This is a genomic window from Kribbella sp. NPDC031520 (genome assembly GCF_055580825.1).
Genome location: NZ_JBVIKS010000003.1, coordinates 152,738 through 171,950 on the forward strand (window position 1 = coordinate 152,738; position 19,213 = coordinate 171,950).

The 19,213-nt window shown below is 68.3% G+C and carries 17 protein-coding genes; 7 read left to right on the top strand and 10 right to left on the bottom strand.

The features are described from left to right. The first annotated feature begins 348 nt into the window (after positions 1-348). The 3 genes from ACZ5BU_RS16065 to ACZ5BU_RS16075 are packed head-to-tail and all read left to right on the top strand — an operon-like array spanning position 349 to position 2,394. Positions 349-1,050: an ABC transporter ATP-binding protein gene (locus tag ACZ5BU_RS16065; protein WP_465699545.1), complete on the top strand. Its 702-nt coding sequence runs from the start codon at positions 349-351 to the stop codon at positions 1,048-1,050. Then, positions 1,047-1,769, top strand: coding sequence for an ABC transporter permease (locus tag ACZ5BU_RS16070; protein ID WP_465699547.1), 723 nt, complete (start codon positions 1,047-1,049; stop codon positions 1,767-1,769). The genes ACZ5BU_RS16065 and ACZ5BU_RS16070 overlap by 4 nt, the downstream gene beginning before the upstream one ends. Continuing rightward, positions 1,759-2,394: a TetR/AcrR family transcriptional regulator gene (locus ACZ5BU_RS16075; protein ID WP_465699549.1), complete on the top strand. Its 636-nt coding sequence runs from the start codon at positions 1,759-1,761 to the stop codon at positions 2,392-2,394. Before ACZ5BU_RS16070 ends, ACZ5BU_RS16075 begins: the two co-directional genes overlap by 11 nt. Positions 2,395-2,519: 125 nt before the next feature. On the opposite strand, the gene ACZ5BU_RS16080 is transcribed toward ACZ5BU_RS16075, so the two are convergent. From ACZ5BU_RS16080 to ACZ5BU_RS16110, 7 genes are all read right to left on the bottom strand, one after another. Continuing rightward, positions 2,520-3,980, bottom strand: a complete 1,461-nt coding sequence (locus tag ACZ5BU_RS16080; RefSeq protein ID WP_465699550.1) for a multicopper oxidase family protein — start codon at positions 3,978-3,980, stop codon at positions 2,520-2,522. After that, the gene (locus ACZ5BU_RS16085; RefSeq protein ID WP_465699552.1) at positions 3,973-4,386 is read right to left on the bottom strand and encodes a DUF6220 domain-containing protein; all 414 of its coding nucleotides are present in this window, start codon (positions 4,384-4,386) and stop codon (positions 3,973-3,975) included. The genes ACZ5BU_RS16080 and ACZ5BU_RS16085 overlap by 8 nt, the downstream gene beginning before the upstream one ends. Then, positions 4,383-4,937 (bottom strand): DUF1707 SHOCT-like domain-containing protein, encoded by a 555-nt coding sequence (locus ACZ5BU_RS16090; protein WP_465699554.1) that lies wholly within the window; start codon positions 4,935-4,937, stop codon positions 4,383-4,385. The genes ACZ5BU_RS16085 and ACZ5BU_RS16090 overlap by 4 nt, the downstream gene beginning before the upstream one ends. A 171-nt stretch (positions 4,938-5,108) precedes the next feature. Continuing rightward, positions 5,109-6,470: an ABC transporter substrate-binding protein gene (locus tag ACZ5BU_RS16095; RefSeq protein WP_465699556.1), complete on the bottom strand. Its 1,362-nt coding sequence runs from the start codon at positions 6,468-6,470 to the stop codon at positions 5,109-5,111. A gap of 5 nt (positions 6,471-6,475) precedes the next feature. After that, positions 6,476-7,357, bottom strand: coding sequence for a carbohydrate ABC transporter permease (locus ACZ5BU_RS16100; protein WP_465699558.1), 882 nt, complete (start codon positions 7,355-7,357; stop codon positions 6,476-6,478). Beyond that, positions 7,354-8,295, bottom strand: coding sequence for a carbohydrate ABC transporter permease (locus ACZ5BU_RS16105; protein WP_465699560.1), 942 nt, complete (start codon positions 8,293-8,295; stop codon positions 7,354-7,356). The genes ACZ5BU_RS16100 and ACZ5BU_RS16105 overlap by 4 nt, the downstream gene beginning before the upstream one ends. 37 nt (positions 8,296-8,332) lie before the next feature. Then, positions 8,333-10,450, bottom strand: a complete 2,118-nt coding sequence (locus tag ACZ5BU_RS16110) for an alpha-galactosidase (RefSeq protein WP_465699562.1) — start codon at positions 10,448-10,450, stop codon at positions 8,333-8,335. A gap of 240 nt (positions 10,451-10,690) precedes the next feature. Here ACZ5BU_RS16110 and ACZ5BU_RS16115 point away from each other — a divergent pair, with 240 nt between their 5' ends. Then, positions 10,691-11,869 (top strand): SGNH/GDSL hydrolase family protein, encoded by a 1,179-nt coding sequence (locus ACZ5BU_RS16115; protein ID WP_465699564.1) that lies wholly within the window; start codon positions 10,691-10,693, stop codon positions 11,867-11,869. A 59-nt stretch (positions 11,870-11,928) separates the two neighbouring features. Here ACZ5BU_RS16115 and ACZ5BU_RS16120 read toward each other — a convergent pair whose 3' ends face one another. Together ACZ5BU_RS16120 and ACZ5BU_RS16125 are read right to left on the bottom strand one after the other, a co-directional pair. Then, positions 11,929-12,198 (bottom strand): hypothetical protein, encoded by a 270-nt coding sequence (locus ACZ5BU_RS16120; protein ID WP_465699566.1) that lies wholly within the window; start codon positions 12,196-12,198, stop codon positions 11,929-11,931. A gap of 101 nt (positions 12,199-12,299) precedes the next feature. Next, a complete protein-coding gene (locus ACZ5BU_RS16125; RefSeq protein WP_465699568.1) occupies positions 12,300-14,612 on the bottom strand; it encodes a M4 family metallopeptidase in 2,313 nt (770 codons plus the stop codon). 466 nt (positions 14,613-15,078) lie between these two features. On the opposite strand from ACZ5BU_RS16125, the gene ACZ5BU_RS16130 reads away from it, so the two are divergent. From ACZ5BU_RS16130 to ACZ5BU_RS16140, 3 genes are read left to right on the top strand one after another with little or no spacing between them, the layout of a single operon-like run. Further along, a complete protein-coding gene (locus ACZ5BU_RS16130; protein WP_465699570.1) occupies positions 15,079-16,767 on the top strand; it encodes an FHA domain-containing protein in 1,689 nt (562 codons plus the stop codon). A gap of 30 nt (positions 16,768-16,797) precedes the next feature. After that, entirely contained in the window at positions 16,798-17,229 is a 432-nt protein-coding gene (locus ACZ5BU_RS16135) for a MarR family winged helix-turn-helix transcriptional regulator (RefSeq protein ID WP_465699571.1), read from the top strand. Next, positions 17,226-18,455: an epoxide hydrolase family protein gene (locus tag ACZ5BU_RS16140; protein ID WP_465699572.1), complete on the top strand. Its 1,230-nt coding sequence runs from the start codon at positions 17,226-17,228 to the stop codon at positions 18,453-18,455. Before ACZ5BU_RS16135 ends, ACZ5BU_RS16140 begins: the two co-directional genes overlap by 4 nt. Here ACZ5BU_RS16140 and ACZ5BU_RS16145 read toward each other — a convergent pair. Then, positions 18,437-19,204: a helix-turn-helix domain-containing protein gene (locus tag ACZ5BU_RS16145; RefSeq protein ID WP_465699574.1), complete on the bottom strand. Its 768-nt coding sequence runs from the start codon at positions 19,202-19,204 to the stop codon at positions 18,437-18,439. The genes ACZ5BU_RS16140 and ACZ5BU_RS16145 overlap by 19 nt on opposite strands. Positions 19,205-19,213 lie beyond the last annotated feature (9 nt).

Genomic DNA, 19,213 nt, shown 5'->3' on the forward strand with positions numbered 1-19,213 from the left:
CCGTTCGCGACCAAGTGCTGGTTGTCCTGCCCGCTGAGGAATCCGAGCGGCACGATCGCCAGCGAACCCAACGCGATGGGTACACCGACCAGCACCCGGGCGGCCCGGACGAGCACCTCCAGCGGTGTCGGCCGCAGCCCTCGCCCCGTCCGGGACGCGCGCGCCTTCGCCAACGCACGTGACATCGCCCGGTCGCGCCGTGCCTGCGTTCGCTTGGTCGGCGCTTCCAGACGGTTCCACCAGGCGAACACTCCGTCAACGCCCGGTTGCATTGCCGCCGGCTTGATTATGAGCGTACGCTCATGAGCAGATGTTCATGAACAGATGCTCATAACGAGGAGAGGACGCATGACGGATATCGTGATACGAGGGTTGACCAAGAACTTCGGCTCGGTGCGGGCGGTACAGGAGCTGTCGTTCGACGTACCGGCCGGGCAGGTCAGCGGGTTCTTGGGGCCGAACGGGTCCGGGAAGACGACGACGCTGCGGATGGCGCTCGGGCTGGTGCGGCCAACGGCCGGCGAGGCGCTCATCGGCGGCCGCCGGTACGCCGAGCTGGAGCATCCGCGCCGGGAGGTCGGAGCGCAGCTCGAGGCGACCGGGTTCCATCCGGGCCGGCGCGGCCGCGACCACCTGCGAATCCTGGCGCGGGCCGCGGACGTGCCCACCGCCCGGGTCGACGAGGTTCTGGAGCTGGCCGGGCTCACCGACGCCGCCGGCCGGCGGGTGGGCGGCTATTCGCTCGGCATGCGGCAGCGCCTCGGGCTGGCTTCGGCACTGCTCGGCGATCCGGCCGTACTGATCCTCGACGAGCCGGCCAACGGGCTCGACCCGGCCGGGATCGCCTGGCTGCGAGACCTGCTCCGGCAGGAGGCCAAGGACGGCCGGGCGATCCTCGTCTCCAGTCATGTGCTGAGCGAGGTGGCGCAGGTCGTCGACCAGGTCGTGATCGTCAGCGAGGGACAGCTCCGGTACGCCGGACCACTCGACGGCCTCGGCGGGGACTCGCTGGAGACCGCCTTCCTCGACCTGACCGGGAGCAACCGATGAGAACCGAGTTCCTGAAGCTGCGGACCGTACGCAGCCCCCTGCTCCTGCTGGGCGCCGCCCAGCTCGTGGTGCTCGCCGGGGTGAGCGGGCTCTTCGTCAGCGGCGCGAGCCTGGACGACCCGGCAACGCAACTGCGCGCGATCGGCCACGCCGGCCTGGTCTCGATGTTCTCGATGGTGCTGGGCATTGTCGGTATCGCCGGCGAGTACCGCCACCGGACCGTCACCGACACCTACCTCGGTACGCCGCGACGCGGGCGGGTCGTCACGGCCAAGCTCGCCACCTACGCCGTCGCCGGAGCGGTCTTCGGTCTGGTCAGCTCGCTGGTGGCCGTCGCCGCGACCGCGATCTGGCTGGCTGCCAAGGGTGGTTCGCTCGACCTGTCCGACGGGGCCGTCTGGCGGACGCTGGCCGGCTGCGTGCTCTGGAACGCCTGCTTCGCCGCGATCGGCGTCGGCCTCGGTGCCCTGGTCCGCAACCTGGTCGCGGCGATCGCGATCGCGCTGGCCTGGCTCGCACTGGTCGAAGGCATCGTCGGTCAGCTGATCGGCAACCTGGACCGCTGGTTGCCGTTCAACAGCGGGCTGGCCCTCGAGCACGTACCGACTCCGGGCACCGATCTCCTTCCACAGTGGGGAGGAGGTGTCGTACTCGCGGCGTACGCACTGTTGTTCGCCGCACTCGCGGTGTCGACTACGGTTAGGCGCGATGTCTCCTAGACGTGCCAAGGCAGTGCGCAGCCGGGTCGGCGACGACCCGGCCACCGCGTTGCGCGAGCATCTGATCGACACCGCGGAGAAGCTGCTCGGCGAGCGCCAGGTCGCGGGCATCACGACCCGCGACATCGCCCGGGCAGCGGGCGTCTCCGACGGCGTCCTCTACAACTACTTCGCCGGCAAGAACGAACTCCTGGTCGCCGCACTGGTACGCCGCTACGCCGGGTCGGTCACGCGCTTCGAGGCCGACCTGCCGGCGCCGGGCACCGGGACTGTCGAGGAGAACCTCGTCGCGTACGCGCAGGCCGCGGTCGACCTGGTCGCCGAGACCCTGCCGACCGCGGCCGGCCTGATGTCCGAGCCGGCTCTGCTGCACGGTTTCGTCGAGGCGATCCACCAGCAACCGTACGGCCCGCAACGCATGCACCGCCCGATCGCGGAGTACCTCACCGGCGAGCAGCGGCTCGGCCGACTGAAGGAGTTCGACGTCGATCCCGCGATCCACCTGATCGTCGGCCCGGCCATCATGCTCGGCTTCTCCGCGATCATCGGCGGCCGACCCCACGCGGACCTCACCGCCGAACTCCCCGGCATCATCCACACCCTGCTCACCGGCCTGCAGGCCTGACAACTCCCCCCGGCCCGCCCGATCTGCACCTCGACAGGACGTATACGTCCACTGCGGCGCGACGCTCGCGCCGCTGAGCGTTGCGATCAGCCGATCGACGCGACACCTCCTGTCGAGCTGCAGAACTATTCAGGCGTGTTCGACGCGCTGCCGCCCACTCGGTAAGGCGTGATCACGCCCTCGTACATCAGGTGTGTCATCAGCCCCTGTGCGGCATGCGGGAGGTTGTGGCAGTGGTCCATCCAGAGGCCTGGGTTGTCGGCCACGAAGGCGATCTCGTACGTCTCCTTGTTGCCCACCTCCAAGGTGTCGGTCCACCAGGGTGAGCCGGTGGCGGCGACGCCGTTGCGGGAGAGGACGACCACGTGGTGGCCGTGCAGGTGCATGGGGTGGGCCTGGCCGCTGGTGTTGGAGATCTTCATCCGGACCACGTCGCCCTCGGCGACCATGAACATCGGCACGTCGGGGAACTTGTGGCCGTTGATCGTCCACCACAGACCGGGTTTGCCGTCCAGGAAGGCGGCGGAGCGGCCGATCCGGTACTCGAAGTTCCGGTTCGCCTTCGCCGGGTCGAACCCGAGCGGCCCAGGCGTTCCGTAGCTCAACAGGTCGACGGTGTTCGCGGGCAGGTCCCCGGACGGCGGGTCCGTGCCGGCGGGAGCGATCCCGAGCGACAACGACGACGTACCGGCCACCAAGCGCATCCCGCCCGGCGGTACGACGGCCTCCAGGTCGACGCGGCCGCCTGCCGGTAGCGCATACCCAGCAGTGACCGGAGTCGGGCCGTGTGCGTCGTTCCCGTCGACGGCAACCACCTTGTACGGCGTGCCGACCAGCCCCACCCGCAGGATCGCGTTGTCCGTGTTGATCACCCGTACGCGGGCCGTCCTACCAGCGGGCACGTCCACCCGCCCGCTCCCGGTCCGCCCGTTGATCGTGCGCCTGCCGTCGTACGTATGGATGGTCGCAACCAGGTCACCGGGCGCGGCCGGGGCGATCACGATCGGGCCGAACAGCCCGCCCTTCACCTCGTCGCTCGACACCTGGTGCGAGTGGTACCAGTACGTCCCGGCCTGCTCGGCCTTGAAGCGGTACACATGCTTCCCACCCACCGGTACGGCGTCCTGCGTCACCCCGGCGACACCGTCCTCGGCGTTCGGTACGTCCATGCCGTGCCAGTGCAGGGTCGCGCCGTCCTTCACGGACTCGTTCACGAACGTGACCTGGATCAGGTCGCCGACCTTCGCGCGGATCATCGGCCCGGGCGACGTCCCGTTCACCGTGAAGCCGTCGACGGTCTCGCCGGACGCCAGTTGGTACTTCTGCTTCCGCGCGATCAGCGTCACGTTCACGTCCGGCGTACCGGTCTTCGGGCCGGTAAGGTCCGCGACGCTCATACCGCCCATGTGGTCCATGTGCCCCATCGAGCTCGGCCCACCGCCGTAGTCGGCATACCCCATCTCGGCCGGGTTGTACGAGCCCGGAACAAGGCTGGTCACCCAGAGGTACGCCAGCGGTAGGAGCACCGCCAGCGTTACCCCTAGTGCGACCAGCCGACCCCACTTGCGCTTCTTGACCTCAGGCACTGGTCACAGATTCCTTCGGTACGGCGGCCCGCCTCGAGGCGACGGATGCGACGGCGGCGACCGCCAGACCGTTCAGACCGTGCAGTACTCCGAGGGCCGGCACCCCGAAGGACACCGTCGCGAGGACGAACTGCAGGGCGACCAGCAGGACCACGACGCCGGCCAGCGTCCGGCCCCGCGGGACATCGGTCATGAACGACGCGATCAGCAGTACCAGCGCGAGCAGGCCGATCACCATCCCGGCGATGCTGTGGTATGCCTCGCCGAAGTTGCTGTAGTCCGCCCCGATCGCCTTACCGTCGTTGGCGTCCTTGGCGATGATGAAGCCGGACAGTGCGATCGACGCGACCTGCAACGCGACGGCGATCGCGATCAGCATCCCGACGACGCGGTACACGTTTCTCATGCCCGGCGCTCCATCCGGCGCTTGCGGATCACGTACACCGCGGCCGCGATCAGCAAGATCGGCAGGACCGGCGGGTGCCCCGCGCCGAACACGCAGCCGATCGAGGCCAGTACGCCGAACACGCCCAGCATGATCAACAACGGCAACGGAACCCGCCCGACAAACCCACGCGCTGCCCACGCCGGACGGCCACCAAATCCACCCGGACCGCCAAATCCACCGCTGCCGGTGCCCGGCCCCGTGTTCCCAGCATTGCTGCTGGTGGAGCCTTCAGGCGCAGTCCACGCGGGCTTGCGCCAGCCCCACGGGCCGGCCCAGCCATCGCCTGCGTCGCCGCCGCCGGCGGCACTTGCCTGGTGGGGGCCGGGGAGGTCTGCGAACGGCTCGCGCAGGTCTGCCTCGGTCTTCGCCTTGAGGGCCTGCTCGACCCGCTCGGAGTGCTCCTCCGCGGTCAGCCTGCCGGCTTCGTAGTGTTCGCCGAGGCGCCTGACGGCGTCCTCGCGTTCGCGGTCGCCGATGCGGATCGGGCCGCCCGGCCTCTCCTCGTTCATGACTCTCCCTGGTGTTCGAATGGTTCTCCGATGCCACCAAGGTTGTCTTCGCCGACCCCCGATCCGCGTCGCCTCAGCGGCGACACCTGCGCTACCCCCGGAGGAGCACACTGCACCGCTCGACGCAGTACGGCGTACTCCCCCAGGCGTAGGCCGACCCAGGGTCAACCCTTAGCTGTTGACCGAGAGGATCTGGTTCACATCCTTGTTCGCCTTCGCCAGCGACGACGGATCCGCCTCGAACGACATCACCGCGTCCATCGCCGGTGTCATCACCGCGGTCACGTCCGCGGCGTTGGGGTTGGCCGGGTACGGGAACACGTTCCCGGCCTCGACCGGCTCCAAGAACGGCGTCACGTCCCAGCCGCTCTTCGCGAACGCGGCCTTCGCCGCCGGCATGCTCGCCGCCACCGCCGGGAACACCACGCCGGCCTTGGCGACGATGTCCTGCGCGGTCTGCGACCCGAGGAACTTCACCCAGGCCCACGACGCGTCGCGCCGCGTGGTCCCGGCCCAGATGGTGTCCGCGAGCCCGTTCATCATCGACATCCGCTTCCCGATCGGCCCGATCGGCAGCCGCGCCAGCTTCGTCTTGACCTGCTTCAGCGTGGCGTACGTGCCGAGCATCCACGACCCGTTCGGCGTGATCGCGTACTTCCCGGCGCCGAACGAGGTGGTCACGTCGACGCCGGACTTCGCCTGCGCGTACGTCGGCATCAGGCCCTTGGTGATCAGCCCACGCCACCACCCGATCGTGTCGGTGAACTTCGGGTCGCCGTAGAAGAACTTCGTCCCCCACGGCTCGCCCTCGGAGTACTTCCAGCCGTTGGTCGCGGCGTACCAGCTCCAGCTGGTCTGCCCGTCGCCACCACCGGCGTCGGCGTACCCGAGTCCGTAGACCTTCACGTTGCCCTTGTCGAACCCCGGCTGGTCGCCATGGCGCCCCTTGGAGTCGACGGTCAGCCGGCGGACGATCTGCTCGAACGTCCCGCCGTCCTGAGGGTTCCACGTCATCGAGTTGAGCTGGTCGGTACTGATCCCGGCGGCCTCGGTCAGCGCGTTGTTGTAGAAGTACACCTCGGTGTCCCAGTCCTTCGGCAACCCGTACCGCTTGCCGTCGGCACCGATCCACCGGTCCGCCAGGCCCTTCTGGTAGATGCCCAGGTCAACGTTGTCCCGGGTCACGTACTCGTCGATCGGCAGCACCTGTCCCTTGGCCGCGAACAGCGGGTACTTCGAGGAGTGCCCGGTGAACACGTCCGGCGCGGTGTCCGAGATGAACCCGGTGACGAGCTTCGACCAGTAGTCGTTCCAGCCGTACTGCTCGATCTTCACCGAGTACTGCGGATTCTGCTCGTGGAAAACCTTCGCGCACTCGGTGTACATCGGCAGCTGCGCGGAGTCCCACAGCCAGTAGATGATCTCGCCGTCGCCCCGGGCCGTGGCCCCGTTGTTGCACGCGGCAACCGTGGGTACGGCCAACGAGGCGAGTCCCGCCTTCAGCAGGGTCCTTCGTGACAGTGTTGAATTCATTTGGGTCATTTGATCCCCGAGAAGCCGATGGAGTTGGTGATCCGCTTGGCGAACGCCAGGAACAGGATGATCATCGGCAGCGCCGCGACCAGCGTCGCCGCCATCAGCCCGGCCCAGTCCGGGCCGCCCTGCGGTGTCTGCGAACGGAACACGCCCAACGCGACCGTCAGCACCCGGACGTTCTCCTGCTGCCCGACGAGCAGCGGCCAGAAGTAGTCGTTCCAGGAGTTGATGTAGGTCAGGATCGCCAGCGTCGCGATCGGCGCCGCGCTCATCGGGATCACCAGCCGGAAGAAGATCAGCCGGTGCCCGGCACCGTCGATCATCGCCGCCTCCTCCAGCTCCCGGCTGATGCCGAGGAAGAACTGGCGGAGGAAGAAGATCGCGAACGGCGTCATGAACGCGCCCGGCAGGATGATGCCGGCGAAGCTGTTCAGCAGCCCGAGGTTCTTGATCAGCACGAAGTTCGGCAGCGTCGTGAAGATTGGTGGCACCATCAACGCCGCCAGGAACAACGCGAACACCTTGTCCCGTCCGGGCCAGCGTAGCCGGGCGAACGCGTACGCCGCCATCGCACTGAAGAACACCTGGCAGCCGGTCGTGATGGTTGCCACCACCAACGAGTTCCGCAGGTACAGCCAGAAGTTCACGGCCGCACCGGAACCACCCTGTGCCTGTGCTTCCTCGATCGACGACAGCCCGAGCACCCGCTTGAACGCGCCGAGCGTGGTCTCCACCGGGAGCAACGAGTGCGGGTGGCCCGGAAGCTGCGTGTTGTCGGAGAACGCCGTACGCAACATCCAGTAGAACGGGAAGAGGGTGACGATCAGCAGGACGAACAACAGCACCCAGGCGACCGTACGGCCGACACTCACCTGACGCCTCATGCGAGATCACTCTCCCTGGCCCGCAGCAGCCGCAGTTGCACCAGCGAGACCACGGCGAGGATCGCGAACAGCACCAGCGCCATCGCGGACGCGTACCCGAAGTCGAACCGGGTGAACGCGCGCTCGTAGATGTAGTAGTAGATGACCCGCGTCGCGTTGATCGGGCCGCCCTGCGTCGTCACGGCGACCGTGTCGAAGATCTGGAACGACCCGATCATGGTGACCACCAGGACCATCACCAGAACGGGCCGCAGCAGCGGCAGCGTGATCCGCCAGAACGTCTTCCACTCGGTCGATCCGTCCACCTCGGCGGCCTCGTAGACGTACGACGGAATCGTCTGGAGTCCGGCGAACACCAGGAGCGCCGTGTACCCCATGTGCCGCCAGACGTTGATGCCGGCAACCGTCGGGATCGCCCAGTGCGAATCGCCGAAGAACGCCACCGGGTCGATCCCGAACCAGCTGAGGAACGTGTTCACGACACCGACCTGGACGTCGAGCATCCAGTACCAGACCAGCGCGACGACCACGTTCGCGACCAGGTACGGCGCCAGGATGATCGCCCGGACCGTGATCGACTTGGTCAGCCGGTACATCAGCATCGCGATACCGACCGCCAGTACGGTCTGCAGACCGATGTTGATCACGACGTACTCGACCGTGACGCCGAGCGCGTTCCAGAAGAAGCTGTCGTGGATCATCCGGTCGTAGTTGTCCAGCCCGTTGAACTTCGGCGCCGAGAGCAGGCTGTACTCGGTGAAGCTCAGGTAGGCGCCGCGAAGCGTCGGCCAGATGTAGAACACGACGAACCCCAGGGTCGCCGGCGCGATGAAGATCATCGCGACCTTGAGGTCTCCCAGGCTGCGCTTCTTCCTCGGCGGCGCCGCCTGTCCCCCGTGACTTCGTTCGGTTTCCGGTGGTGCGTTGGTTGTGGTCACGGGGGATCTCCTTCTGTTGTCTCGCGCTCGGGCGGGCTTACCCGAGCGCAGTCACGTCCAGCAAGATCGCGCTCTCCGGCCATTGCGCGGGCATGAGCACTCCGACCGAGGCGAGGGCGGCGCCGTTCAGTTCCACGCCTCCACCGTCGGCCGCCCACCCCACGGTCCGCGACTCGGGACCGGGTGTCGTGACCTTGCTGATGCGGTACGTCCGCTGTGGGTCGAGTCCGGGCAGGCGAACCCGGCCGACGGCGGACGTGACCGACTGCTTTGTCTGTACGACGCTGAACACGCCGCGCGACCCGTCCTGCGCCACCACGCCGTGGACGAGCACGTCGTCGGGACCACGGTCGGCGCGGACCACGCGACCGGTGTGCAGCAGCGGCCGCAGCTCCTTGTGCAGCGCGACCCAGCCCTTCAGCTCCGCGCGCTCCTCGGCGCTTGCCGAAGCGATGTCCCACTCGATGCCGAAGTGGCCGAACAGCGCGGTGATCGCGCGGAACGACAGCGTCTGGGTCCGGCCGGTGGTGTGCGCCCGCGGCGGGCCGACATGGCAGCCGATCAGCTCCGGCGGCAGCAGCAGCTGTGTGTACCGCTGGATCGTCTGCCGCTCGAGCGCGTCGTTGCTGTCGCTGCCCCAGATCCGGTCGGTGCGCTCCAGGATGCCGAGGTCGACCCGGGCGCCGCCGGACGAGCACGACTCGATCTCCAGGCCCGGGTGCCGGCGCTTCAGCTCGTCGATCAGCCGGTAGACGGCGGCGGTCTGCTCGTGGATGCCCGCCGTACCGGTGTGCTGGTTGCCGCCGTCAACGAAGTCCCGGTTGTGGTCCCACTTCAGGTACGCGATGTCGTACTCGTTCAGGATGCTGTCGAGCCGCTCGAGGATGTAGTCGTACGCCGCCGGGATGCCGAGGTTGAGGCCCTGCTGGTTGCGGGCCGTCGGCGGCATCCGGTCGCCGGCCGCGAGGATCCAGTCAGGGTGCTCGCGGGCGAGGTCCGAGTCCGGGTTCACCATCTCCGGCTCGACCCACAACCCGAACTGCAGCCCGAGGCCCAACACATGGTCGACCAACGGGTGCAGGCCCTTCGGCCAGATGCCTTCGTCGACGTACCAGTCGCCGAGGCCGGCGTGGTCGTCGCGACGCCCGCGGAACCAGCCGTCGTCGAGCACGAACCGCTCGGCGCCGACCTCGGCGGCCGCGTCCGCGAGCGCCTTCAGCTTGTCGATGTCGAGGTTGAAGTACACCGCTTCCCACGTGTTCAGTACGACGGGACGCTCGGTCTTCGGGTGCTGCGGGCGGGCCCGCAGGTAGTCGTGGAAACGGGTCGCGAGTTCGTCGAGGCCGACGCCGTACGATCCGTAGATCCACGGGGTGCTGTAGGTGCCGTCCGGCTCGATGCGGCCCTCGCCCGGGAGCAGCAGTTCACCGCCGCCGATCACGCCGTACCCGGTCATGCCGCGTTCGGCGTACGAACGGTGGTTGCCGCTCCACGCGGTGTGCACGCCCCACACCTCGCCGGTGCGGAAGCCGAAGCCCTCGGTGCCGGCCAGCAGCAGGAGCGTGGCGTCGGCGCCGGTACGGCCGCGGCGGTTGTCGCGGAGGTGGGCGCCCTGCGTGAACGCGTGCCGCTGCGGGTGGCGCTCGCCGATGTGGCGGCCGGTCATGTCGAGCAGCTCGGTCGCCTCGGTCGGTACGGGCAGCGCGAGGTAGAGGCCGTCGACGGTGTACGTCGACGTACCGGTGTTGGTCAGGTCGGCCTTGGCCTTGACCAGGCCGGAGTCGGTGAGCTCGATCGTGAGATTCAGCTCGAGCCCGGCGTCGGCGGCCTTGACCTGCACGGTGTTGCCGGTCTGCGCGGTGCTCGTCAGCCTGAAACTCGGGGAGAAGTCCTGGCCGTCACGGTGCCCGTTCAGCCCGGGCAGGCCGAACCAGCCGGCCGAGTACTCCGGAACGATCGCGACCGGGAGGTCCTCGTTCAGGCCAGTGCCGCTCTGCACTCCTCCGGCGCCGCGGCGCAGTTCCACCAGAGCGTCGCCGGTCAGCTCACCCAGATCCGCACCCCAGTGCAGCACGGACGGAATGCCCGGCCCGGAACAGTCCAGCACCAGACTGACGCCGGCCGCCCGCAGCTGCAGAATCTCTATGTTCGTCACTGTTGATTCACTCAGCTTTCTGATTGATTTCAGGACGAAACTATTTACCCCACCAGCCCCGATGTCAATGCTTCACGAAGTGAATTAAGTACCCTGACACGGCGGTGACAGGGCGCAAAGGTGTCAGCACTCTCGGTCTACCGGAAGTTGTTACCGGGAAGTATCTTGCCGATGGTGATCAAGCGGTCACCGAACTCCGGCGAGAGAGGCCTTCCGGTGACAAGTACCAGAAGTCGTCGAGTGTCCGCAGCAGTTCTCCTACTCTCCTTGACCGGGCTCGGCCTGGTCGCTCCTCCCGCGCACGCCGACGGGCCCGGATCCGGGACGCCGTACGTCGTGACCGTTGGGGACTCCTACATCTCGGGCGAGGCCGGCCGCTGGGCCGGGAGCTCGAACGACTCCGAGACACCGGCCGACGCGCTCGGTGCCACCGCCTACTACGACAACGCGAGCCACACCGCGGAGCAGATCCCGCGGTGCCATCGCAGCCAGTCCGCCGAGGTGTACATCGGCGGCGGCGTCGGCGGGCTGAACCTGGCCTGTTCGGGCGCCCGCACCACGACCGGCACCGGCGAGTACTTCAAGCCGGGCCTGGACTTCTACGACGACGGCGCCGGTCATCTCGGGCAGGCGAAGATGCTGCAGCAGTTCGCGGCGACCCACAACGTCAAGCAGGTGGTGGTCTCGATCGGCGGCAACGACTTCAACTTCGCGTCGATCGTCAGCCAATGCGTGCAGGACTTCCTGCTGTCGCCGTCGTGGAACCCGGACTACTGCAGGGACGACTCGTCCGTCGTCGCCAACTTCACCGCCACCAACATCGCCACCGTCCGCGACAAGATCGCGACCGCGTTCCAGAACCTGCGCACCGCGATGCGCAACGCCGGGTACGGCGACACCGCCTGGAACCTCGTCGTACAGACCTATCCGTCGCCGATCCCGTCGGCCACCGGGTTCCGGTACAGCCAGAGCGGCTACACCCGGCAGAGCACCGGCGGCTGCGGCTTCTGGAACGCCGACGCCGACTGGGCGAACGCCACCGCACTCGTCACGATCAACAACACGGTCCGGGACGCGATCGGCCAGTCCGGCCTGAGCAACACCCGCCTCCTCGAACTCCAGTCCGCCTTCAACGGCCGCCGCCTGTGCGAGAAGGGCGTCGGCCTGTACGAGGAAGTCGGCCTGAGCTCGTGGACGCAGCCAACCGCGGTCGACAGGACCGAGTGGATCAACCAGATCCGAACGGTCACGACCGCCGGCTCCGACTACTACATCCAGGAGTCCCTGCACCCGAACTACTGGGCTCAACTGGCCCTCCGCAACTGTGTCCGCCAGACCTACACCCAGAACCGCGGCGGCACCTGCACCATCACCGGCACCGGCCTCACCAACGGCGAACCCCGGATGACCCTGAACTGACAGACCCAGGATTCGTTGGACGGTCGCCCGGCAAACGGGCGACCGTCACCCACCGTCGGTCAGTCCACCTGCGCGTCGCTGCGCACTGCCGCGACCAGCGCCCGGGCTGCCCAGTGCTGCACGCGGAGAATCTCCGCGGAGTCGAGTCCGCAGATGTCCCGCAGCACGATCGTGGACTCGATGCCGATGACGACGGTGAGCGCGTGGGTCAACCGGTCGAGCTCGCCCTGGTCCAGCTCCTCCTGGAGCGGCCTCGAGGGCTTCTTCGCCGAACTCGGCGGCGGACTCGCCGCCGGAACGCCCACCCAGGAGTTGCGCGCCAAACTCAAAGGCCGCTTCGACTCGATCCCGGCCTGATACGCGGACCGGTCGCCACACCCCAGGTGGGGTGCGGCGACCGGTTCTGTTTTACAGATTTACAGAGGAGGTGTCAGCTCAGGTTGAGGCCTGTGTCGTCGATGACGAACGAGGTCTGCAGGGAGCTGTCTTCGGTGCCACTGAAGCTGATGGTCACCGTCTGACCGGCCAGCGACGAGACGTTGAACGACTTGAGCGAGTAGCCGCTCGCTGCGTTCAGGTTCGAGTACGTCGCGAGCGTGGTCGAGCCCGCCTTCACCGTGAGCTTGTCGTACTGCGTCGACGTCGTGGTCTCGGCAGTGTCGATGTGCAGGTAGAAGGAGAGCGTCGCCGAGCAGCCGGCCGGGATCGTCACCGACTGGCTCAGCGTGTCGGTGTGCGTCGTGCCGTAGCCGTCCATCCACGCCTTCCAGGTGCCGCTGTGCGCGGGCTGGGAGGCGGTGTTGTCGATGACGCCGGCCGTTGCCGTCCACGGTGCCGCCGTACCGGTCTCGAAGCCGGGGTTGCCGAGCTTCTGGCCGGAGCAGCTACCGCCACCACCGCTGACGGTGATCGTGAACTGCGCCGAACCCGAACCACCCGCGCTCGCCGTCGCCGTCGCGGTGACGTTGAACGTGCCGCTCGCGGTCGGCGTACCGGACACGGTGCCGGTCGACGAACCGATGGTGACACCGGCCGGCAGGCCGGTCGCGGACCAGGTGTACGGCGCGGTGCCGCCGGACGCGGTCAGCGTGAACGGCGTGAGCGCCACGTTGATCGTGCCCGTCTTGTTGCCCGGGTTGCTGACCGTGACGCCGCCGCTGGTGCTGCACGTCGGGTCACCGGTCTGCGCCGGTACGCTCACCGCGTCCCACGCCGCCTTGACGGTGTTGAACTCGGTGCAGCTGCCCGGGTACAGGTTCTTCGCAGCCGTCAGGGTCCAGGTGCGGTACTTCAGGTACGACGCGCTGCTGGTCTTCATCAGCATCGCGTTGTACATGATCTTGATGGCCTTCTGGATGCCCAGACCGGTCACCGACGAGCTGTTGCAGGTCGGTACGTTCGGCGAACCGCCGCTGCCCTGCGAGACCAGGACGAACCAGTGGTCGCCCGGACCGGCCGCGGCGTGCACCTCGGAGCCCGGGATCGAGCTCGAGTAGCAGTTCGGGTCGCCGACCTGCGACGGGTCGTACATGTTGCGGATCGGGCCGTTGCCGACCAGGTTGACCTCTTCACCGACGTAGAAGTCCGGCGGGTCGTACGCCGACGGCTGGTTGCTGTACCACTCGGTGGCCGCGCCGAACGTGTCGGCGACGAACTCCTGGGTGCCGTTGCCCGAGATACCACCCGGGGTGTGGTCGTCGATGCCGTGACCGAGCTCGTGGCCCACGACGTCCATCGAACCGATCCACTGGCCGGCATTGTTGTGACCGACCTGCACCTGCGAGCCGTCGTAGTACGCGTTCACGTCGGCCAGGCCGACGCGGATCGGCCAGCCACCCCCGTTGCCGTCGAACCCGTTGCGGCCGAGCCAGTCGGTCAGCATGTGCCGCTCGGTCTGCGCCGTGTACAGCGCGTCGACGCAGCCGGTCTCCCTGCTGGTCGCGTTGCCGTTGCCCCAGAGGTCGTCCGGACCGGAGAACGTGGTGTTGTTCGCCGCGTCCTGGCAGGACTGGTTGGTGGTGTTCGGGTCAGCCATCGTGTACGTGCTGCCGGAGTGCGTGGTGTCTAGGTGGACCGGGTTCGGGCCGCTGTAGGCCGCCGTACCGTCACCTGCCAGCACGTGTTCCTTGGTACCGAGTACCTTGCCGGTCCGCGCGTCGACGTACACCGACAGGCTCGACGGCTCCTTGCCGCTGCTGCCGCTGACGCGGGTCTGCCACGCCAGCTTCGGGGTGCCGTTCAGGGCGTAGACCGCGAGCGTCGGCGTGGTCGACGAGTCGACCCGCTTCAGCTGCTTGTTCGCGGTCTGCTGGGCTGCCGCGGCGGTCACCTTCGCGGCCGTCGACAGGTTCGGTACGGCGGTGGTCTGCGCGACCGAGGTGGACTTCACGGTCCCCTTGTTGTCGGTGACGACGACGAAGTCGCCGCCGATCACCGGGAGACCCTTGTACGAGCGCTCGTACGGGACGTACTGCAGACCGGATCGGTCCGAGATCACCGGCTTCGCGATGAACTTGTCGTCCTTCGAGGCGTGCAGGGCGCTCGGCCGGCCGGCGACCAGCGAGGACGCGGAGTCGGCGGCGTACACCTTCGACTGCGCAGCTGAGGGCCGGGGCGGTGCCGCACTCTGGGCCGCGGTGGCCGCACCGGCCGCCGAGGTACCGAGTCCGGCGAGTGCTGCCGCGGCGAGGCTGGTAACCCCTATGAAGACGGCAGGCTTGCGGGAACGCTGGAACAAGACCATTGGTAGTGGTCCCTTCACATGAATGGTGCTGGGCGGGTTGCGCGCAGGACCGGACTGCAGGCGGTGCACCACCTCCGCCTGGAACCTCCGGCCGCTTCATCCGGGATCTGCCTCCGGAAGACCCCTTTCCATCCAATCCCGATGAATCGCGCGGCGTGACACTATGTCCGGCACCCCGGCCGGGCAAGGCGCTGTCGTGCCGTTGGCACCTCGATGACAACTGACCGCGTTGTCATCGCTACAAAGCGCTGACAAACCTGGGAGCCGGCTGAGAATCATCACGGTCCGGTGAGTGGCTTGACGCGGACAGTACGGATGTGGCGCGGATGTTGCGCGGTCAGCGAACCACTGGTGGTCCGGGACAGGCCTGAATGGCAGAATCGCGCAGACGGGTCGGTCGCGGCGGGCTGCGAGGCCTCGCGCGGTGCGACGGATCGCGAACAGGACGACGCCGGCTGGGGTGTGAGTGGAAACCGAATGCGTGCTGTCGCTCGGCGACCAGCGCTGGACGCTGCCGCCCGGCACCGGCGACGACACCATCACTATCGGCCGCGCCTCGAACGCCGACATCCGCCTCCAGGCCGACGACCAGATCTCCCGCATCCACGCCCGCCTGACCCGCACCGCCGGCACCTGGACCCTGTACGACGAGTCCCGCAACGGCACCGGCCTCAACGGCCACCGCCTGACCGCCCCCACCCCTCTCACCCCCGGCGACCGAATCCACATCGGCCGCTCGATCCTCACCTTCCACCAATCCCCCACCCCCGACACCACACCCCCCACCTCCGACACCCCCGCCTCCTCACCCCCGCCCGCCGCGCCTCCGGCGGGACCACCGAGCGGCCGACCGGCGGACGCCGAGCAGGCGTACTCCCCGGAGTCAGCGGACCAGGCATACCCCCCGCAGCCCGCGGAGCAGGCGTACTCCCCGGAGCTCGCGCCGCATGCACCGGCGGCGGAGCTCCCTCACCCCGGCGGACCAGCTGGCCCGGTCGAGGCTGGTGGCCACGCCACACCCGCCGACTTTCCACCTCCACCAGCAACTGACCAGCACGGCGACTTCGTGCACCGCGCGACCGAGGAACCGCAGGCGACTGACTTCCCGCCGGAGGCGGGCGAGCCCGGGCGTGCTGTGGATGAGTACGCAAGCGGCGCCTCGGCATACGGGGATGGGGTTGAGGAGGCGGGCCTGCCGGCTGCGGGTGGGTTCGAGGTGGATCGGGGATGGGCTGCCTATCCGTCGGCGGACAACCCGGAGCCGGTGCGGTCGCCGTGGGAGATCTCGGCCCGGATCGACCGGTCCCAGCCGAACTGGAACGAGTCCGACGGCTGGCCCACGAGCCCGGAGCGCGACGGCAGCGAACCAGGTCCGCGCGGACGTACGGCAAGTCCAGAACCCATTGCGGCCGGTGCAGAGCGGCGCGGGATGCGGCTCCCCGAGCAGCGCCCGGATCGGGACACGCCGGACGACGCGGTCGGGACCGTACGGTTGCCGCGGGTGCTGATCGCGGCCGCCGGTGTGATCGTACTCGGGCTGATCGTCAACCTCGTCGTCACGTTCTTCAGCGACGGGCCCGGCAGCGCGCTGCGCTGGCTGGTCCCACCAGGTATCGCGCTCGTGGTCGCGATGGTGCTCGCCCTGCTCGACGCCGCCGCCCCCAAGGAACACCGGCCGGGCCGGTTCGACGTCTCGGTGATCATCGCGATCGCCGTCGTACTCGCCGGCGTCGGCGTCGGCGGGTTCGCGCTGACCGCGGGGACGGAGTACGTCGCCGGCTACCTGACCGGTAACGAGTCCGGCGCCGACCGCCTGGTGAAACCGGTCGCGAAACCCGGCACCGGCGTCACGATCACCGTCGAGAAGGTCACGTACACCAGCCATTTCACCCGCATCGAGGTGCTGGTCGCGAACGTCAGCAAGCAGGCGTTCACGATCCCGATCGACGGTACGACGTTCACCGCCGCGGACGGTACCGCGTTGCGCGCCGACACCGGCAAGAGTTCCTGGCCGGGCAAGATCCCGGCGGGCGGCAGCGAGCACGGCACGATCACGTTCAAGGGCCACCTGCCCGACAGCGCCGACCAGGCGGTGCTGACGTTCAAGTCCGGCAGCACCAGCTTCACCGTCCAGGGAATCCAGCTCACCCCCTAAAACATCGAAAATCGATGTATAGTCGGGTCCGTGAGTGAGCTGGACGTCGACCGCCTGACCACGGTCATCGAGGACTTCACCACGATCTTCATCCGGCTGCCCCCGGTCCGCCGGCTGAACTTCTCCACGCTGTCGGTCCTGCACACCCTCGACCGCAACGGTCCGCTCCGCCTCACCGCCCTGCTGCCGACCGAGCAGCTCAAGCAACCGGCCCTCACCAGCCTGGTTGCGAAGCTCGAGGACGACGGACTCGTCCAACGCCGCCCCGACCCGACCGACGGTCGCGCCAGCCTGCTCTCGCTGACCCCGGCCGGCCAGAAAATCGTCCACTCCCGGCACGCGAACCGGGTCGCGGAACTCGCCGCCCTCGTGGACCGGCTCACCCCCGACGAGCGCGCCGTACTCGCTGGCTCGATCGACGTCCTCCACCGCCTCACCGAACTCGCAGAGGAACCCCGATGACCCCGAGTCCGATTCCGAATCCGATTCCGAATCCGATTCCGAGTCCGATTTCAGTACCCGACGAAGTCCTCGACGACCTCCGCACCCGCCTGCGCGCGACGAAGTGGCCGCGCGACGCCGGCAACGACGACGGTTTCTACGGAGTACGCCGCACCCGCCTGCAGCCGCTCGTCGAGTACTGGGCCGACGGCTACGACTGGCGCGACGCCGAGCAGGCGATCAACAAGTACGACCACTACCGCGTCGACGTCGGCGACGTTCCCGTGCACTTCCTCCGCCGCGCGGGCGTCGGCCCGGATCCGGTCCCGCTGATCCTGAGCCACGGCTGGCCGTGGACGTTCTGGCACTGGTCGAAGGTGATCGACCGGCTCGCGGACCCGGCGTCGTACGGCGGTGACCCGGCCGACGCGTTCGATGTGATCGTGCCCTCGCTGCCGGGGTTCGGGTTCTCGACGCCGACTCGTCCGGACATGAATTTCTGGAAGATCGCCGACGTCTGGCACGAGCTGATGACGGGCGTCCTAGGGTTCGGGAAGTACGCCGCGGCCGGCTGCGACGTCGGCGCGCTGGTGACCGGACAGCTCGGCCACAAGTACGCCGCCGAGCTGTACGGGATCCACATCGGCTCGGCGCTGAAGCTCGACTTCTTCAACGGCGACCGCGGCTGGGACCTGAGCGGCGGCCGGCCGATCCCGGAGGGCCTGCCGCCGGAGATCCACGACGGGATCGTCCAGTTCGAACGCCGGTTCGCCGCGCATCTCGCGGCGCACGTACTGCACCCGACGACGCTCGGATACGGCCTGGCCGACTCGCCCGCCGGCATGCTGGCGTGGATCATGGAACGCTGGCTGAGCTGGTCGGAGAACGAGCCGTTCAGCGACGACGACCTGCTCACGCACGCGACGATCTTCTGGGCGGGCGACGCGATCGACACCTCGATCCGCACGTACGCGAACAACAACCGCTACCCGTGGACGCCGTCCCACGACCGGACGCCGGTGATCGAGGCCCCGACCGGCATCACGTTCGTCGGCTACGAGAACCCGCCCGGCGTCCGTACCCCGGAGGAACGCGTCCAGAACTTCCTCGCGAGCGACCGCGCCGCCTGGTACAACCACGTCAACATCACCGCGCACCCGAACGGCGGCCACTTCATTCCGTGGGAGGTCCCAACGGAATGGACCGACGACCTGCGGCGTACGTTCCGTCAGCTACGACGGAAGTAGTCGGCCGTCTGCGCATCCGCCGGCAGGTACGTCTCGACCGCGATCTCCTCGAGGGTGATGTCGAACGCCGTACCGAAGGTCGTGATCGCGCTCAGGAAGGTGAGGTCGACGCCGCGGTGGTGGAGCTGGATCGGGAGCGCGATCTCCGCCGGGTCCGGCGGCGTGCTGACGACCGGGCCGTGGGCAACCAGTTCGTCGTACAGCTGGTGCAGGAACGGGTCGCCGGTCGTCGCGGCCTGCCGGGCGAGCCGGGGCAGCAGGAAACCGCGTACCTGTTGCAGGTTGCGGATCCGCGACGCCAGCCCGTCCGGATGCAGGCCGAGCCGCATCAGGTTGACCGGTGCCTGGAGCAACTTCCGGTCGACGGTGGCGAGGAACGCGTTGAACGGGTCGTTGGCGAGCAGCAGGTTCCACCGCCGATCGACGGCCAGGGCCGGGTACGGCGCGTGCGCGCGGAGGAACTGCTCGAGCGCTGCACGGACCCGCGTCTGGTCGGGGTCGTCGAGCGGCGTCTGCCGGTACGCCGGCGCGTGACCGGCCGCGACCAGCAGCCGGTTCCGTTCCCGCAACGGTACGCCGAGCTGCTCGGCAAGGTGCAGCACCATAGCGGCACTCGGTATCGTCCGCCCGGTCTCGACGAAGCTGACGTGCCGCGACGACACGTCAGCCTGAATCGCCAGATCCAGCTGACTCAACTTCCGCCGCCGACGCCACTCGCGCAGCAGCTCACCCACCGGCCTGTCGCTCACACCCCCAGT

Coding starts and splice junctions, on each gene's coding strand:
- ACZ5BU_RS16065 (WP_465699545.1), top strand. CDS start 349: ATGACGGATATCGTGATACGAGGGTTGACCAAGAACTTCGGCTCGGTG.
- ACZ5BU_RS16070 (WP_465699547.1), top strand. CDS start 1,047: ATGAGAACCGAGTTCCTGAAGCTGCGGACCGTACGCAGCCCCCTGCTC.
- ACZ5BU_RS16075 (WP_465699549.1), top strand. CDS start 1,759: ATGTCTCCTAGACGTGCCAAGGCAGTGCGCAGCCGGGTCGGCGACGAC.
- ACZ5BU_RS16085 (WP_465699552.1), bottom strand. CDS start 4,386: ATGAGAAACGTGTACCGCGTCGTCGGGATGCTGATCGCGATCGCCGTC.
- ACZ5BU_RS16090 (WP_465699554.1), bottom strand. CDS start 4,937: ATGAACGAGGAGAGGCCGGGCGGCCCGATCCGCATCGGCGACCGCGAA.
- ACZ5BU_RS16095 (WP_465699556.1), bottom strand. CDS start 6,470: ATGAATTCAACACTGTCACGAAGGACCCTGCTGAAGGCGGGACTCGCC.
- ACZ5BU_RS16100 (WP_465699558.1), bottom strand. CDS start 7,357: ATGAGGCGTCAGGTGAGTGTCGGCCGTACGGTCGCCTGGGTGCTGTTG.
- ACZ5BU_RS16125 (WP_465699568.1), bottom strand. CDS start 14,612: ATGGTCTTGTTCCAGCGTTCCCGCAAGCCTGCCGTCTTCATAGGGGTT.
- ACZ5BU_RS16140 (WP_465699572.1), top strand. CDS start 17,226: ATGACCCCGAGTCCGATTCCGAATCCGATTCCGAATCCGATTCCGAGT.